14 protein-coding genes are annotated in these 13,993 nt (G+C 74.1%); 6 read left to right on the top strand and 8 right to left on the bottom strand.

Features of this window, described 5'->3' with window-relative positions; all coding sequences use genetic code 11:
- Positions 1-37: 37 nt before the first annotated feature.
- A complete protein-coding gene (locus ACWGKU_RS28085; RefSeq protein ID WP_401045648.1) occupies positions 38-703 on the bottom strand; it encodes a hypothetical protein in 666 nt (221 codons plus the stop codon).
- A 299-nt stretch (positions 704-1,002) separates the two neighbouring features.
- Here ACWGKU_RS28085 and ACWGKU_RS28080 point away from each other — a divergent pair, with 299 nt between their 5' ends.
- From ACWGKU_RS28080 to ACWGKU_RS28070, 3 genes are all read left to right on the top strand, one after another.
- On the top strand, positions 1,003-1,347 hold the full coding sequence (locus ACWGKU_RS28080; RefSeq protein ID WP_359902775.1) for a rodlet layer protein: 345 nt from the start codon (positions 1,003-1,005) through the stop codon (positions 1,345-1,347).
- 85 nt (positions 1,348-1,432) lie between these two features.
- Positions 1,433-1,777 (top strand): rodlet layer protein, encoded by a 345-nt coding sequence (locus ACWGKU_RS28075; RefSeq protein ID WP_380542147.1) that lies wholly within the window; start codon positions 1,433-1,435, stop codon positions 1,775-1,777.
- A gap of 212 nt (positions 1,778-1,989) precedes the next feature.
- The gene (locus ACWGKU_RS28070) at positions 1,990-2,256 is read left to right on the top strand and encodes a hypothetical protein (protein WP_452181069.1); all 267 of its coding nucleotides are present in this window, start codon (positions 1,990-1,992) and stop codon (positions 2,254-2,256) included.
- A gap of 79 nt (positions 2,257-2,335) precedes the next feature.
- Here ACWGKU_RS28070 and hemB read toward each other — a convergent pair whose 3' ends face one another.
- The 7 genes from hemB to ACWGKU_RS28035 form a co-directional block, all read right to left on the bottom strand.
- The gene (gene hemB / locus ACWGKU_RS28065) at positions 2,336-3,316 is read right to left on the bottom strand and encodes a porphobilinogen synthase (RefSeq protein WP_401045645.1); all 981 of its coding nucleotides are present in this window, start codon (positions 3,314-3,316) and stop codon (positions 2,336-2,338) included.
- Between the two features lie 68 nt (positions 3,317-3,384).
- Entirely contained in the window at positions 3,385-5,034 is a 1,650-nt protein-coding gene (locus ACWGKU_RS28060) for a bifunctional uroporphyrinogen-III C-methyltransferase/uroporphyrinogen-III synthase (protein WP_359902764.1), read from the bottom strand.
- Entirely contained in the window at positions 5,031-6,038 is a 1,008-nt protein-coding gene (gene hemC, locus ACWGKU_RS28055; protein ID WP_452179961.1) for a hydroxymethylbilane synthase, read from the bottom strand. Before hemC ends, ACWGKU_RS28060 begins: the two co-directional genes overlap by 4 nt.
- Positions 6,039-6,079: 41 nt before the next feature.
- Complete coding sequence (locus tag ACWGKU_RS28050) at positions 6,080-7,420, bottom strand: glutamyl-tRNA reductase (RefSeq protein WP_401045640.1); 1,341 nt, start codon at positions 7,418-7,420, stop codon at positions 6,080-6,082.
- Between the two features lie 25 nt (positions 7,421-7,445).
- A complete protein-coding gene (locus ACWGKU_RS28045; RefSeq protein ID WP_401045653.1) occupies positions 7,446-8,342 on the bottom strand; it encodes a redox-sensing transcriptional repressor Rex in 897 nt (298 codons plus the stop codon).
- Positions 8,343-8,449: 107 nt separating this feature from the next.
- Complete coding sequence (locus ACWGKU_RS28040; RefSeq protein ID WP_401045637.1) at positions 8,450-9,205, bottom strand: 3'-5' exonuclease; 756 nt, start codon at positions 9,203-9,205, stop codon at positions 8,450-8,452.
- A 172-nt stretch (positions 9,206-9,377) separates the two neighbouring features.
- Entirely contained in the window at positions 9,378-9,671 is a 294-nt protein-coding gene (locus ACWGKU_RS28035; protein ID WP_359902750.1) for a glutaredoxin family protein, read from the bottom strand.
- A gap of 104 nt (positions 9,672-9,775) precedes the next feature.
- Between ACWGKU_RS28035 and ACWGKU_RS28030 the strand changes: the two genes are divergently transcribed.
- The 3 genes from ACWGKU_RS28030 to ACWGKU_RS28020 all read left to right on the top strand — a co-directional run bounded on the left by ACWGKU_RS28030 (position 9,776) and on the right by ACWGKU_RS28020 (position 13,862).
- Positions 9,776-10,822 carry an HAD family hydrolase gene (locus ACWGKU_RS28030; RefSeq protein WP_401045633.1) on the top strand — a complete coding sequence of 349 codons (1,047 nt, stop codon included), beginning with the start codon at positions 9,776-9,778 and terminating at the stop codon, positions 10,820-10,822.
- 657 nt (positions 10,823-11,479) lie between these two features.
- A complete protein-coding gene (locus ACWGKU_RS28025; protein WP_401045651.1) occupies positions 11,480-12,307 on the top strand; it encodes an ECF subfamily RNA polymerase sigma factor, BldN family in 828 nt (275 codons plus the stop codon).
- A 265-nt stretch (positions 12,308-12,572) separates the two neighbouring features.
- Positions 12,573-13,862, top strand: coding sequence for a DUF5667 domain-containing protein (locus ACWGKU_RS28020; RefSeq protein WP_452179960.1), 1,290 nt, complete (start codon positions 12,573-12,575; stop codon positions 13,860-13,862).
- The last annotated feature ends 131 nt before the right edge of the window (positions 13,863-13,993 follow it).

Here is a 13,993-nt window from a genome sequence, read left to right as displayed (position 1 = left end):
GTTCCGTCCCGGGCGCGGTGCCCGGGACGGAACCGGGTCAGAGCTGGGTCAGGCCCGTCAGCCCGGTCGTCCGCACCACGCCGGTGGCGGTCCCGGTGGTGGTCCCGGCCAGGGCGGCCGCCGTGTCGGTGAGGGAGAGCCGGCTGTCCTCGCCCCCGAGGCTGGCCTTGGCCCCGGGGACCACCTGCACCGCGCCGGAGACCAGGCGCGGGTCGATCTCGTCCACCTTCAGCCGGCCGTCGGCGAGCTGGCCGGCGCCGTCCTGGGCGAGCGAGAGCGGCTTGCCGAGGGTGAGCCCCGGGGTCCTGGCGTGCAGCGGCGCGGCCGGGGCGTCCAGCAGCACCTTGCCGAGGTCGGCGCCCTGGTCGACCAGCGGGATCGGCAGGTCGGCCTTGGCGCTCGGGCCGACCCTGCCGGTGGTCAGCTGGGGAAGGATCTGCTCCGGGAGCAGCGCGCCACCGCCGCTGGTGGTCCGGTCGGGCGCCGGCGGCATCAGGAGCGAGGTCGGGATGCCGGCCGTGAGCCGGCTGCCCAGCGGGGCGAGCGGGATGTCCGCCGGGACCTGCTGGGTGGCCAGCGCGTCCTCCAGCGCGCCGACCTGGTCGGGGCCGATCGGGGTGGCGGCGCCGGCCGCTCCTTGGGAGGCGAGCACACCGGCACCGACCGCCAGCAGCATCGCGCCGGCCCGCTGGGAGAACTTCATGCTTTTCACCGTTCTGCTGTCCGTACTGGGGATCACTGGGAAGGGCTGCGGGGCCGCAACCGGAAAGCGATCTGCTCAACGAGTGACCGGGAGTGCGGATTGCGGCCGTTAACCGGTTCGGAGTAATAATCCGATCGGATTCCCTCCGCCGTCGTGCCTCCGGGACTCTTTTCAAAAATCCCCGTAACCTTCCGTGCCGTCGTTCTTTGATCTGGACGTCAGTGACTGCAGACCGGGTCTGAGCGTTCTCAGCGTTGTACGCACGGAATCCAAAGAGCATTTCAGAGAGGGATCTCGCCATGATCCAGAAGTCCTTCGCCGCCGCCGGCCTGGCCGTCGCCGCGCTGGCCGGTGCCGCCGCGCCCGCCTCCGCCATCGGTGACGCGGACGGCGCCGCCGCCTCCATCGAGGGCAACGGCGGTACCAACTTCACGGGCACGGTCGGGAACAACAGCCCGAACTTCCACTTCCTGGACAACCCGAACATCTGCCTGCCGGAGATCCACAACATCGCGGTCGGCGTGCTCGGCGTGGCCGTCCCGGTCGAGGTCCCGATCGCCAACAACGGCGGCAGGCAGTACTGCACCGTCGGCCAGGGCACCCAGAGCCAGGGCGACGGCGGCGTGTCCCACCTGATCGGCTGATCGGTCGCCGCTCCGTTCTCCCTGCACCACCCTCACGATCCACCTACGAATCGCTCCCCGATTCACCCCGAGAGGAAAACCAGAAATGATCAAGAAGTCCCTCGCCGCCGCCGGCCTGGCCGCCGCCGCCTTCGCGATGTCCGCCGGCTCGGCCTCCGCCATCGTCGACTCGGACGGCGCCGCCACCTCCGTCCAGGGCAACGGCGGCACCAACCACACCGGCACCGCCGGCAACGGCAGCCCGAACAACCACGTTCTGGACAACCCGAACATCTGCCTGCCGGAGATCCACAACGTCGCCGTCGCCGTCATCGGCATCGCGGTCCCGGTCGAGGTTCCGGTCCTGAACAACCAGCCGAAGCAGATCTGCAACGTCGGCCAGAACACCCAGTCCACGGGCGACGCGGGTGTCTCGCACCTGATCGGCTGATCAAGGGGCACAGCACGGTCGGAGGGCCCGGGGAGGAACACCTCCCCGGGCCCTCCGGGCTGTGCGGGCGAAGTGTCCGGCCGGCCGCGCCGCAGCGCGGTCCGGACGGGTGAGCGGCGGGCCGGTCCGGCGCGTGGATCGCCGATCAGGACCGCCGGTTGTGATCACGTGTCAGAGCGCCCGCGGGGCGCTCCCAGAGAGAGGGCAGTTCCATGAAGAGCAAGCTGGCCAAGGCCGCCCTGACCGCCGCCGCACTGGCGCTCGCGGGTGCCGCCACCCCGGCCTTCGCCCACGTCGGCCTGGCCGGCGGCGGCGAGTTCGTCGCCTCCGCCGACCAGCCGTTCGTGGCCGGCGGGGGCTTCGGCGTCGCCCACGCCGGTGACGTCGTCGCCGGAGGCTTCGGCGGCGGTGCCGCCACCTCCACCGACGTGATCGGCGGCGGCGCGGGCTTCGCGCACGCCGGCGACGTGGGCATCTGAGTCCACGGCCTGACAGAAACCCGGAAGGCCGGGTCGCTCCCCCACGGGAGCGGCCCGGCCTTCCGCCGTACTGGGTCCGCTACTTGAGCATCGCGGCGGCTTCGAGGGCCCAGTAGGTGAGGATCTGCTCGGCGCCCGCGCGGCGGATCGAGGTGAGCGTCTCCATGATCATCCGCTCCCGGTCGATCCAGCCGTTCGCGGCGGCCGCCTCGACCATCGCGTACTCGCCGGACACCTGGTACGCGGAGACCGGCACCGGGGAGGCGTCGGCGACCTGGCGCAGGATGTCCAGGTAGGCCATGGCGGGCTTGACCATCACCATGTCCGCGCCCTCGGCGAGGTCCTGCGCCAGCTCGCGCAGCGACTCGCGGGCGTTGGCCGGGTCCTGCTGGTAGGTCTTGCGGTCGCCCTTGAGCGAGGAGCCGACGGCCTCGCGGAACGGGCCGTAGAAGGCCGAGGCGTACTTGGCGGTGTAGGCGAGGATGCCCACGTCCTGGTGCCCGGCCTCGTCCAGCGCCCGCCGGATCACGGCGATCTGGCCGTCCATCATGCCGGACGGGCCGACCAGGTGGACGCCGGCGTCGGCCTGCACCCGGGCCATCTCGGCGTAGCGCTCCAGGGTGGCGTCGTTGTCGACGCTGCCGTCCGCGGCCAGCACGCCGCAGTGGCCGTGGTCCGTGTACTCGTCCAGGCAGAGGTCCGACATGACCACCAGGGAGTCGCCGACCTCGGAGACCACGTCCCGGATCGCCTGCTGGAGGATGCCGTCCGGGTTGGTGCCCTCGCTGCCGATCGCGTCCTGCACCTGCGGGACGCCGAACAGCATGAGGCCGCCCAGGCCCGCCTCGGCCGCCTCCACCGCGGCCCTGCGCAGGGTGTCCCGGGTGTGCTGGACCACGCCCGGCATCGAACTCACCGGGACGGGCTCGCTGACGCCCTCGCGGACGAACAGCGGCAGGATCAGCTCCGCCGGGTGCAGCCGGGTCTCGGCCACCAGGCGGCGCATCGCCGGGCTCCGGCGCAGTCGGCGCGGGCGTACGTACGGGAATTCAGCGGACACGGCTTCTCTCTCCGAACGGTTGTGCAGTGCCGGGGGCGACGGTCGGCCGCCCCCGGCCATGAGGGGTGTCAGCGGGCCTTGCGGCGCGAGCCGGGACGGCGCTCGCTGGGCCGGTAGACCGGCTCACCGGCGGCCGTCGCGGTGTCGCGGCGCTTGGCCCCGAAGTCTGCCAGCGCCTGGGCCAGCGCCGCCGCCGACGGCGCCGGGGCCATCACGTCGACCCGCAGGCCGTGCTCCTCGGCGGTCTTGGCGGTGGCCGGGCCGATGCAGGCGATGACGGTCACGTTGTGCGGCTTGCCCGCGATGCCGACCAGGTTCCGGACGGTCGAGGACGAGGTGAACAGCACCGCGTCGAAACCGCCGCCCTTGATCGCCTCACGGGTCTCGGCCGGCGGCGGCGAGGCGCGCACCGTCCGGTACGCCGTCACGTCGTCGACCTCCCAGCCGAGCTCGACCAGGCCGGCCACCAGGGTCTCGGTGGCGATGTCGGCGCGCGGCAGCAGCACCCGGTCGATCGGGTCGAAGACCGGGTCGTACGGCGGCCAGTCCTCCAGCAGGCCGGCCGCGGACTGCTCGCCGGACGGCACCAGGTCCGGCTTCACGCCGAAGTCCACCAGGGCCTGCGCGGTGGTCTCGCCGACCGCCGCGACCTTGATCCCGGCGAACGCGCGGGCGTCCAGGCCGTACTCCTCGAACTTCTCCCGGACGGCGCGCACCGCGTTCACCGAGGTGAAGGCGATCCACTCGTAGCGACCGGTGACCAGGCCCTTGATGGCCCGCTCCATCTGCTGCGGGGTGCGCGGCGGCTCGACCGCGATGGTCGGCACCTCCTGCGGCACCGCGCCGTACGAGCGCAGCTGCTCGGACAGGCCGGTGGCCTGCTCCTTGGTGCGCGGCACGAGGACGTTCCAGCCGAACAGCGGCTTGGTCTCGAACCACGAGTGCGAGGCCCGGTGGGCGACCTGCTCGCCCACCACGGCTATCACCGAGGTGGCCGGGTCGACCGGGGCGGAGACCGGCGAGGGCAGCACCCGGGCGGCCTTCAGGTCGGCCGCGATGCCGGACAGGGTGGAGGTGAAGGTCCGCTGGCGGGTGGTGGTGCCGGAGAGCGTGGCGCTCAGCGCCGACTCCGGCTTGCGGCCGCACGCGACCAGGGCGGTGGCGGTGGCGGGCAGCTGGCCCAGGGTGGTGCGGACCACCAGCGTGGTCTCCGGCGCGCCCAGGTCCACCGGGCTGCCGGCCAGCAGCGCGGCGCCGTCCACGAAACGCACGTCGGTGCCGGACCCGGCGCGCAGCGGGACGCCCGCGTACGCCGGGACGCCGACCGACTGGGCGACGCCCGGGATCACCTCGAACGGGATCCCGTCGCCCGCGCAGCTGAGCATCTCCTCGGCGGCGCAGCCGTCCAGGCCGGGGTCGCCGTCGACGGTGCGGACCACGTGCTTGCCGGAGCGGACGGCCTCGGCGACCAGCTTGGCCAGGTCGAAGTCGGTGCCCTCGGCGGCGGGGGCGTGCACCTGCACGCCGGCCGGACAGTGGCTGCGCACGGCGGCGGCGGTCAGCGGGTCGGCGACCAGCACGTCGGCGGTGGACAGCACCTCGACCGCGCGCAGGGTCAGCAGGCCCGGGTCCCCGGGGCCCGCGCCCAGGAAGGTGCACCGTCCGGTGGCGGGCTGTCCCACCGGGAACAGGGCATCGGTGGCGGTGGTGGGGCTCATCGGGCTCGCTCCCCCATCAGGGCGGCCGCGCCCGCGGCGAGCAGCCGGTCAGCCAGCGCGCGGCCGAGGGCCACCGCCTGCTGCTCGGCGGTCTCGTCGAGGACGATCGGACCGTTGGCGGACATCTTCAGCAGGGCGGTTCCGTCGGGGTCGCCGACCACGCCGTCCAGCCGCAGTTCGTTCTCCCGGCCCCAGGTGGCCAGCGCGGCCACCGGCGCCGAGCAGCCGGCCTCCAGGGTGGCCAGCAGGGCGCGCTCGGCGGCCACGGCGACCCGGGTGGGGGCGTGGTCCAGCGCCGCGAGCGCGGCGGTCAGCCCGGTGTCGGCGGTGGTGCACTCGATCGCGAGCGCGCCCTGGCCGGGGGCGGGGACCATCACCTCGGTGTCGAGGTGCTGGGATATCTCGGCGCTGCGGCCGAGCCGGTTCAGGCCGGCCGTCGCCAGCACCACCGCGTCCAGCTCGCCGCTGGTCACGAAGCCGATCCGGGTGTCCACGTTGCCGCGGATCGCGACGGTCTCCAGCTGCGCGCCGCGGGCGTTGGCCCAGGCGTTCAGCTGCGCCATCCGGCGGGGCGAGCCGGTGCCGATCCGGGCCGGGCGGCCGGCGCCGGCCAGCTTCTCCACCAGCTCCTCCAGGGCCAGGCCCTCGGTCGCGACCAGGGCGTCCCGGACGTCCTCGCGCTCGGGGACGGCGGCCAGCACCAGCCCCCGGGGGGCGGCGGTGGGCAGGTCCTTGAGCGAGTGCACGGCGAAGTCGATCCGGCCCTCCAGCAGCGCGTCGCGCAGCGCGGAGACGAACACCCCGGTGCCGCCGATCTGCGCCAGCGACTCCCGGGAGGTGTCGCCGTAGGTGGTGATCTCGACCAGCTCGACGGCGCGCCCGGTGACCCTGGTCACCTCGCGGGCCACCATGCCCGACTGCGCCATGGCGAGGGCGCTGCGCCGGGTGCCGAGCCGCAGGGCCGCGGTGGCCGAGGGCTGCTCCGTGATCGGTTGACCATTCATGAGGTGATCGTCCCGGTGGTACTCGTGGGATGGCTGACGGTTCATCTGGTGCCCCCGGCCGAGGGCTGGGGCGCCCCGCCGACGGGCGTGCCCGACACGGCGTGCACGGCCGCCGGGTCGAGGTCGAACAGTTCGCGCAGCGCCTCCGCGTAGGAGGCGCCGCCCGGCTCGGCGGCCAGCTGCTTCACCCGGACGGTCGGGGCGTGCAGCAGCTTGTCGACGACGCGGCGGACGGTCTGGGTGATCTCGGCGCGCGAGCGCTCGTCCAGGTCGGGCAGCCGGGAGTCCAGCCGGCCGAGCTCGGCGGCGACCACGTCGGAGGCCATCGAGCGCAGCGCGACCACGGTCGGCGCGATCCTGGCGGCCCGCTGGGCGGCGCCGAAGGCGGTCACCTCGTCGGAGACGATCCGGGTGACCTGGTCGACGTCGCCGGCGCCGGGGCTGGCGGCGTGCGCGTGGGAGAGGCTCTCCAGGTCGACCAGCAGGGCGCCGGGCAGCTCGTGCACGGTGTGGTCGACGTCGCGCGGCATGGCCAGGTCGAGCAGGGCGAGCGGCTCGGGAGACGTACGGGAGGCGACGGCGGCGGCCACGTCCTCGGCCTTGATCACCACACCGGCCGCGCCGGTGCAGGAGATCACCAGGTCCACCTCGGCGAGCGCCTCCGGCACCTTGGCCAGGTCCAGGACCGAGGCCACGTCCGGGCCGAGGATCTCGACCAGCCGCTCGGCGCGGGCCGGGGTCCGGTTGGCGATCAGCAGGTCGGTCACGCCGGAACGGACCAGGGTGGCGGCGGCCAGCGAGCTCATCGAGCCGGCACCGACCACCAGCGCGCGCTTGCCGGCGATCTCGCCCGCGCCCGCCGCGACCTGCTCCAGGCCGAAGGTGACCAGCGACTGGCCGGCCTTGTCGATGCCGGTCTCGCTGTGCGCGCGCTTGCCGACCCGCAGGGCCTGCTGGAACAGCTCGTTCAGGCCGCGCCCGGCGGTGTGCTCCTCCTGGGCCTTGGCCAGCGCGTCGCGCAGCTGGCCGAGGATCTGGCCCTCGCCGACGACCATCGAGTCCAGGCCGCAGGCCACCGAGAAGAGGTGGTGGACGGCGCGGTCCTCGTAGTGGACGTACAGGTGGGAGGTCAGCTCCTCCAGGTCCACCCCGCTGTGGTGGGCCAGCAGCAGCGACAGCTCGGCGACACCGGCGTGGAACTTGTCCACGTCCGCGTACAGCTCGATCCGGTTGCAGGTGTTCAGCAGCGCGGCCTCGCCGACCGTCGCGGTGGCGGCCGCGTCGTGCAGCAGCCGGGTCGGTACGTCACCCGTCAGCGCGGCGCGCTCCAGTACCCCGACCGGGGCGGTGCGATGGCTCAGCCCTACGACGAGAAGGCTCATGCCCGCCCCCCACAGCTCTCGGTGTTCATGCGGGCATCACCGCGGAGAGATCCCCGTCGCCGCCCTTGGCGGACTTCCCCTTGGTCTGCTCGGCCTGGTCCTTGGCCGCCGACTCGACGGTGCTCCGGGGCTTGCCGCTGCCGCCGGCCGCGCGGCGCAGCTTGGCGGCGGCCGCCCGGACCGGACCGGGGGCGCGGTCCAGCACCGACTCGGCACGGTCGTCCGGCTCCTCGCCGGCCTTGCGCTGCTCGTGGAAGGCGAGGATCTGGAGCTCGATGGAGAGGTCCACCTTGCGCACGTCCACGCCGTCCGGGACGGTCAGCACGGTCGGGGCGAAGTTCAGGATGCTGGTGACGCCGGCCTCCACCAGCCGGTCGCACACCTGCTGGGCGGCGCCGGGCGGGGTGGTGATCACGCCGATGGAGACGTGCTGGCTCTCGACGATCGACTCCAGCTCGTCCATGTGCCGCACCGGCAGTCCGGCCGCGGTGGAACCGACCACGTTGGGGTCCGCGTCCAACAGGGCGGCCACCCGGAAGCCGCGGGAGGCGAACCCGCCGTAGTTGGCGAGCGCGTGGCCGAGGTTCCCGATGCCGACGATGACGACCGGCCAGTCCTGGGTCAGGCCGAGCTCGCGGGAGATCTGGTAGACGAGGTACTCGACGTCGTAGCCGACGCCGCGGGTGCCGTAGGAGCCGAGGTAGGAGAAGTCCTTGCGCAGCTTGGCCGAGTTCACGCCGGCCGCGGCGGCCAGCTCCTCGGAGGAGACGGTCGGCACCGAGCGCTCGGAGAGCGCGGTGAGGGCCCGCAGATAGAGGGGCAGGCGGGCGACTGTCGCCTCCGGGATGCCCCGGGCACGCGACGGTCGGCGCGCGGCGCCCTGGTCGGGCGTCTGCGAACTGCTCTGTGGTGATCGGCCGATTGCCACGGTGCTCCTGTGGGTGAAGCTGGGCTTTGGCAGCCAGGCTATGCGTTTGTGAACGTGTGCACAAAGATGGTGTCCGTTTTGTCCCTACACAGTGATGCGCATCACGCCATCGACCGCATAGCACCGGCCCGGGTCAGCACGACCTCCGGGGCTCGCGAACCGGGCAGCCAGGGGCCGTACGGGGCCTCCCTGCGCAGCAGCGGGACGCCGGCGCCGGACAGCCGGGAACGGGCCCGCCCCAGCCGGGGCCAGGGCACCTCGGCGGCCTCGCGCAGCGGGCCGGTCCAGTCGCCCGGCGGGCAGGACGGGGCACCCAGGCAGTGCCGCAGCAGCTCGGCGGTCACCCGGGCGTCGCCCAGCGCGGTGTGCGCCGGGTACCAGCCGAGGTCCGCCGCCTCCGCACAGGCCGCCAGGCCCTGGCCGCGGGCCTGCGGCAGGTGGGCGCGGGCCAGCCGCATCGTGCACAGCAGCGGCACGGGCGGCAGCGGCACCCCGATCCGGGCGAACTCGCGATCCAGGAAGGCGTGGTCGCAGCTGACGTGGTGACCCACCAGCACCCGGCCGGCCAGCAGCTCCAGCAGCCGCGGGGCGATCTCCCGGAAGCGCGGGGCGCCCTCCACGTCGCACTGGCGTATCCGGTGCACATGGGTCGGACCGACCGGGCCCAGCGGATCCAGCAGGGTGGCGAACTCGCCCTCGGGACGCAGCCGCTCGTCGAGCAGCACCACGGCCACCTCGACCACCCGGTGCCGCCACGGGCTGCGGCCGGTCGCCTCCACGTCCACCACGGCGAAGCCCCGGGGGACCGTCCGGGGCTCCGGGGCTCCGGACACCCCGAGGGCAGGACCGGGAAGCATGGCGCACTCCTCGTGTGCTCAGCCCCCCACGGGCGCAAACGCGTTCGATCGTAAGCCGACCAACCCGCCCCGCCCCACGCCGGAACGGAGTGTCTTTGGCAACGATTCGGCGAACCTCCCCCGCCGATCGGCGGGGGGTCGGTACACGGACGAACGCCGGGTCAGGCCCCGCTCAGCCGCCGAGGGCAGTGCGCAGACGGCGCTCGTCGACCCGCCAGAAGTCGTGCTGGCGACCGTCGATCAGGGTGACCGGAATCTGCTCCCAGTAGCGGCGGTACAGCTCCTCGTCCTGGGTGATGTCCCGCTCCTCGAAGGACGCCCCCAGCTCGCCCGTCACCCGGAGGATCACCTCGCGGGCCTCGTCGCACAGGTGGCAGCCCGGCTTGCCGACCAGGGTCACGGTCCGGTCCGCGGGCTCGGGGCTCTTACGTCGCAGCAGTGGGCTCACCACCCCATTCTCCGCCATGGCACCCGCCCGCCCGGGGGCGCCCGGCACCCGGTGGAGCTGTTCACCTCGCGGGCACGGCTCCGTCACGGTCGCCGCGCGCCCGGCTGGCTATCCTCGATGACATGGCCGTGCTCAGAAGGCTCACCCAGGCAAGGCGTTCCAGCAGCGAGCGGAGCGCCCTGGCCGGCGAAGCCGCGGCCGAGGCGGCCGAGGCCGCGCTGCGGGCCGAGCCCGGGCCGGACGGCACCGCGGGGCGGGACGCCGGCACCGAGCCGGACGGCACCACCGGAACGGACGGCAGCACCGAGCCGGACGCGCCGGCCGCGGCGAAGCCCGGCAAGGCCCCCAAGGTCCCCAAGGCCTCGACCGAGAACCACACCCCGGACCCGGACGACCCCCGCGCCGCCGCCTTCTTCGACTGCGACAACACCATCCTGCGCGGCGCCGCGATCTTCTACCTCGGCGTCGGCCTCTACCGCCGCGGCTTCCTCACCCGCCGCGACATCGCCCGCTTCGCCTGGCAGCAGGCCTGGTTCCGGCTGCACGGCACCGAGGACCCGGACCACATCTCCGACGCCAAGCAGTCCGCCCTCGGCATCGTGGCCGGCAAGCCCACCGCCGACCTGGAGGCGATCTGCGAGGAGATCTTCGAGGAGGTCGTGGCGGACAAGATCTGGCCCGGCACCCGCGCGCTGGTCCAGATGCACCTGGACGCCGGCCAGCGGGTCTGGCTGGTCACCGCCGCCCCGCTGGAGGTGGCCAGGATCATCGCCCGGCGGCTCGGCATGACCGGCGCGCTGGGCACCGTCGCCGAGGCCCGGGACGGCCTGTACACCGGCCGGCTGGTCGGCGACCTGCTGCATGGCCCGGCCAAGGCCGCCGCCGTCCGCGCGCTGGCCCGGCGCGAACGCCTCGACCTCGACCGCTGCGCCGCCTACAGCGACTCGGCCAACGACATCCCGATGCTCTCGCTGGTCGGCCACCCGTACGTGGTGAACCCGGACGGCGCGCTGCGGCGCCACGCCCGGACCCAGGGCTGGCGGGTGCGGGACTTCCGGACCGGGCGCAAGGCGGCCCGGGTGGGGCTGCCGGCCGCGGCCGCGCTCGGGGTGCTGGCCGGCGCGACGGCGGCCGGGGTGGCGCTGAACCGGCGCAGGCGCCGCTCCTGAACCTCCCGCGCCGGGGGCCGCGCGGGCTCCCGAAGGCCGCCGGGGGCGCGCCCGAGGGCCGCCCGAAGACGGTCGGGAGGTCGCCGGCGGGTCGTCGGAACGCCATCGGGACGCCGTCGGGACGCCGTCGGGACGCCGTCCGGACGGGCTCGCCCCGGCGGGTGAGCGGGCGTCAACAGGGCCTCTGACCTGGCCCCTCTTACGGGCGAACTCCCCTGCACCGCAGGGTGGTCCGAGTCACCTGCACGAACCTGTCGCCCGGTGACCGGTTCTGATCGTTCGCCAGGCCGGGAAAGTCAGGGGTTGCCGAGCCCCAAGGCTGGGAAACCGCCCCTCAGGCCGCCGAATTGGTCACCCTGAGCGCCTGTTCGATCACGTTGAGCCGGATGAACGATGACAGCTCCGGTCAGTGTCAGCCGAATATGCACAACAAATGGATCCCAAACGACCACTTCGACCACACGGTGTAGCTGTCATTGCACAAAGCGTTATTCTCTCCTGGATGCACGTCACCACGCGTCCCGCTCGAACGGACGCTTCGGGGAGTGCTCTCCGCGCAGGCGGAGGTGATCCGTCCACAGTTCTGCCTCTGGGAGTCCCGTGTACCCACCCGTCCGGAACGACGCGCCTGCACCCTCCCGCCCGTCGTCCGCGTCCCTGCGCCCCCGCACCGGCCTGCGCGGTCGGCCGACCGCCGAGCGGCAGATCTCCACCGGCCTGACCCTGTTGCGCACCCTGCTCCGCAGCCAGTTCGCCGTCCTGCCCCAACTCGCGCCGGCTGGAGGATCGTTCGTCCAGCCCCAGCCCCAGCCGCCCGGCCCGGCGCTGCGCACCACCGCCGCCGGCTCGGCCGGCACCGGCTCGCGCGGCCGCACCGGCAGCGCCGGCGCCGGCCGGGGCCGCGCCCGGACGGCACCCAACCCCGGCTACGAGACCGAGCACAACCCGATCATGGAGCTGGTCGAGCGGGCCCAGGCCGGCGAGAGCGAGGCCTTCGGGCGGCTCTACGACCACTACGCGGACACCGTCTACCGCTACATCTACTACCGGGTCGGCAGCCGGGCCACGGCCGAGGACCTCACCAGCGAGACCTTCCTGCGCGCCCTGCGCCGGATCGGCACCTTCACCTGGCAGGGCCGGGACTTCGGCGCCTGGCTGGTCACCATCGCCCGCAACCTGGTCGCCGACCACTTCAAGTCCAGCCGCTTCCGGCTGGAGGTCACCACCGGCGAGATGCTGGACTCCAACGAGTGCGAGCGCAGCCCGGAGGAGTCGGTGCTGGAGTCACTCTCCAACGCCGCCCTGCTGGACGCCGTGCGCCGGCTCAACCCGCAGCAGCAGGAGTGCGTCACCCTGCGCTTCCTGCAGGGGCTCTCGGTGGCCGAGACGGCCCGGATCATGGGCAAGAACGAGGGCGCCATCAAGACCCTCCAGTACCGCGCCGTCCGCACCCTGGCCCGGCTGCTCCCGCCCGACGCGCGATGAGCCGTGCCGAGGACGGCCCCGGTGCCATACGGCACGGCCGTCCGTCACCGTTCGCGCCCGGCCGACACGTCAGGGTGAACGGTCGGTCCGATGATCAGCCGTGCGTAACCGACCGCCCGCACCACTCGTTGGCCAACGTGCAAGCCCCCACCAGGCGTACGGTCAAGTCGAATTGCGGCCTATCACCCGATGGAGTGGCTTTGGCCAGCCAGGGCAACCGTCCGGCAGGCCAGGGTGTCGACAACGACGAAGGGAGGTGTGGCCCGTGACGGCAAACGTGCTGGAGCACCGGCGGGCGAAGGCCTTCGCCGAGGCGCTGGAGGCCCACCAGGCAGAGCAACGCGCTGCGGCCAACGCCGAATCGGACAACGCCGCCGCCACCGGCGCCGGTCCGGTCGCGATGGCCGAACTGGTCGGTCTGACCGACGCGCTGGGGGCGCTGCCCGGGCCGGTGCTGGACCGGGAGGTCCGCACGGTCCAACGCGCCCAGCTGATGGCCGCGTTCGAGCAGGCCTTCGCCGGCGGGACGGGCACCCCGGTGCCCCGGCAGCGCCGCCACCGGGCGATCCGGACGGCGCCGCGCGGCCGCTGGAGCCGCCGGTTCGCGATCGGCGGGCTGGTCGCCGGGCTCGCCGTCGGCAGCCTGACCGGCGCCGCCGCGGCCAGCGCCAACGCCCTCCCCGGGGACACGCTGTACGGCCTCAAGCGCGGGCTGGAGGGACTCCGGCTCGACTTCGCCGGTTCCGACTCCGAGCGCGGCGAACTGCTGCTCGACAACGCGGCCACCCGACTCGGCGAGGCCAAGACCCTGGTCGGCCGCACCGGCCCGGCCGGCGGCCTCAGCCCGGCCACCGTCGAACAGGTCCGCCGCGCCCTGGACGACATGCACACCGACGCCCTCAGGGGCCGCGAGCTGCTGCGCTCGGTCTACCGCAGCAACGGCTCGCTCGACCCGATGCGGGCGCTGGCCGGCTTCGCCCACGACGAGGACGGCCGGTGGAGCGAGCTGCAGGGCCGACTGCCCGTCCAGCTCACCCAGCAGGCCGACCTGGTGAACCGCCTCTTCGACGACATAAGCGAGGACGTCGCGCCCCTGCGCCTGGTCCTGCCCCCCGCTCAGAGCGGTGGCGCGGCCGGCTCCGGAGCGGGCGACGGCTCCTCCCACTCCACCGACGGCTCCCCGGCCGGCTCCCCCGCGGCCGGATCCGGCACCACGGCCGGCACCGACCGGGCCCCGGGCTCCGTCGGCAACCGCCCCGGCGCCCCCGAGCACGCCCCGGCCAACCCCGGCTCCGGCGCCTCCGGGACCGGGGGCAAGGGCGGTGTCCTGCCGGACACCCTGCCCAGCAGCGCCCCCGACGCCGTCAACGGCCTGGTCGGCGGCCTCACCAGCGGCCTCACCGGCACCAAGCCCTCGCCGAGCGCCGACGCGGCCCCGCAGCAGGCACCGCAGCAGGCCACGCCCGGCGCCCCGAACGCGGCCCAGCCGCAGGGCGTCGAGGTGCCCCCGCTGCTCCCGGACCTGTTGCCCGGGCTGCGCATCCTGGGCGGCTGACGGCAGGGCGGTGGGGGGCCCGGGGGGTGGGGTATACGCCCGGCCCCCCCCCGTCCCCGGGGCATGCCTGGGGCCCCCGCGCCGCCGGAGGGCCCCGGCCGCCACCGCCGAGCCCCCCGGGCCGAGCCCCA

This window comes from Kitasatospora sp. NPDC054768 (genome assembly GCF_053612025.1).
Note: the sequence above shows the minus strand (reverse complement) of the source record. Positions and strands in the feature narration are given on the sequence as shown.

Coding starts and splice junctions, on each gene's coding strand:
- ACWGKU_RS28085 (WP_401045648.1), bottom strand. CDS start 703: ATGAAGTTCTCCCAGCGGGCCGGCGCGATGCTGCTGGCGGTCGGTGCC.
- ACWGKU_RS28080 (WP_359902775.1), top strand. CDS start 1,003: ATGATCCAGAAGTCCTTCGCCGCCGCCGGCCTGGCCGTCGCCGCGCTG.
- ACWGKU_RS28075 (WP_380542147.1), top strand. CDS start 1,433: ATGATCAAGAAGTCCCTCGCCGCCGCCGGCCTGGCCGCCGCCGCCTTC.
- ACWGKU_RS28070 (WP_452181069.1), top strand. CDS start 1,990: ATGAAGAGCAAGCTGGCCAAGGCCGCCCTGACCGCCGCCGCACTGGCG.
- ACWGKU_RS28060 (WP_359902764.1), bottom strand. CDS start 5,034: ATGAGCCCCACCACCGCCACCGATGCCCTGTTCCCGGTGGGACAGCCC.
- hemC (WP_452179961.1), bottom strand. CDS start 6,038: ATGAATGGTCAACCGATCACGGAGCAGCCCTCGGCCACCGCGGCCCTG.
- ACWGKU_RS28050 (WP_401045640.1), bottom strand. CDS start 7,420: ATGAGCCTTCTCGTCGTAGGGCTGAGCCATCGCACCGCCCCGGTCGGG.
- ACWGKU_RS28040 (WP_401045637.1), bottom strand. CDS start 9,205: ATGCTTCCCGGTCCTGCCCTCGGGGTGTCCGGAGCCCCGGAGCCCCGG.
- ACWGKU_RS28035 (WP_359902750.1), bottom strand. CDS start 9,671: ATGGCGGAGAATGGGGTGGTGAGCCCACTGCTGCGACGTAAGAGCCCC.
- ACWGKU_RS28030 (WP_401045633.1), top strand. CDS start 9,776: ATGGCCGTGCTCAGAAGGCTCACCCAGGCAAGGCGTTCCAGCAGCGAG.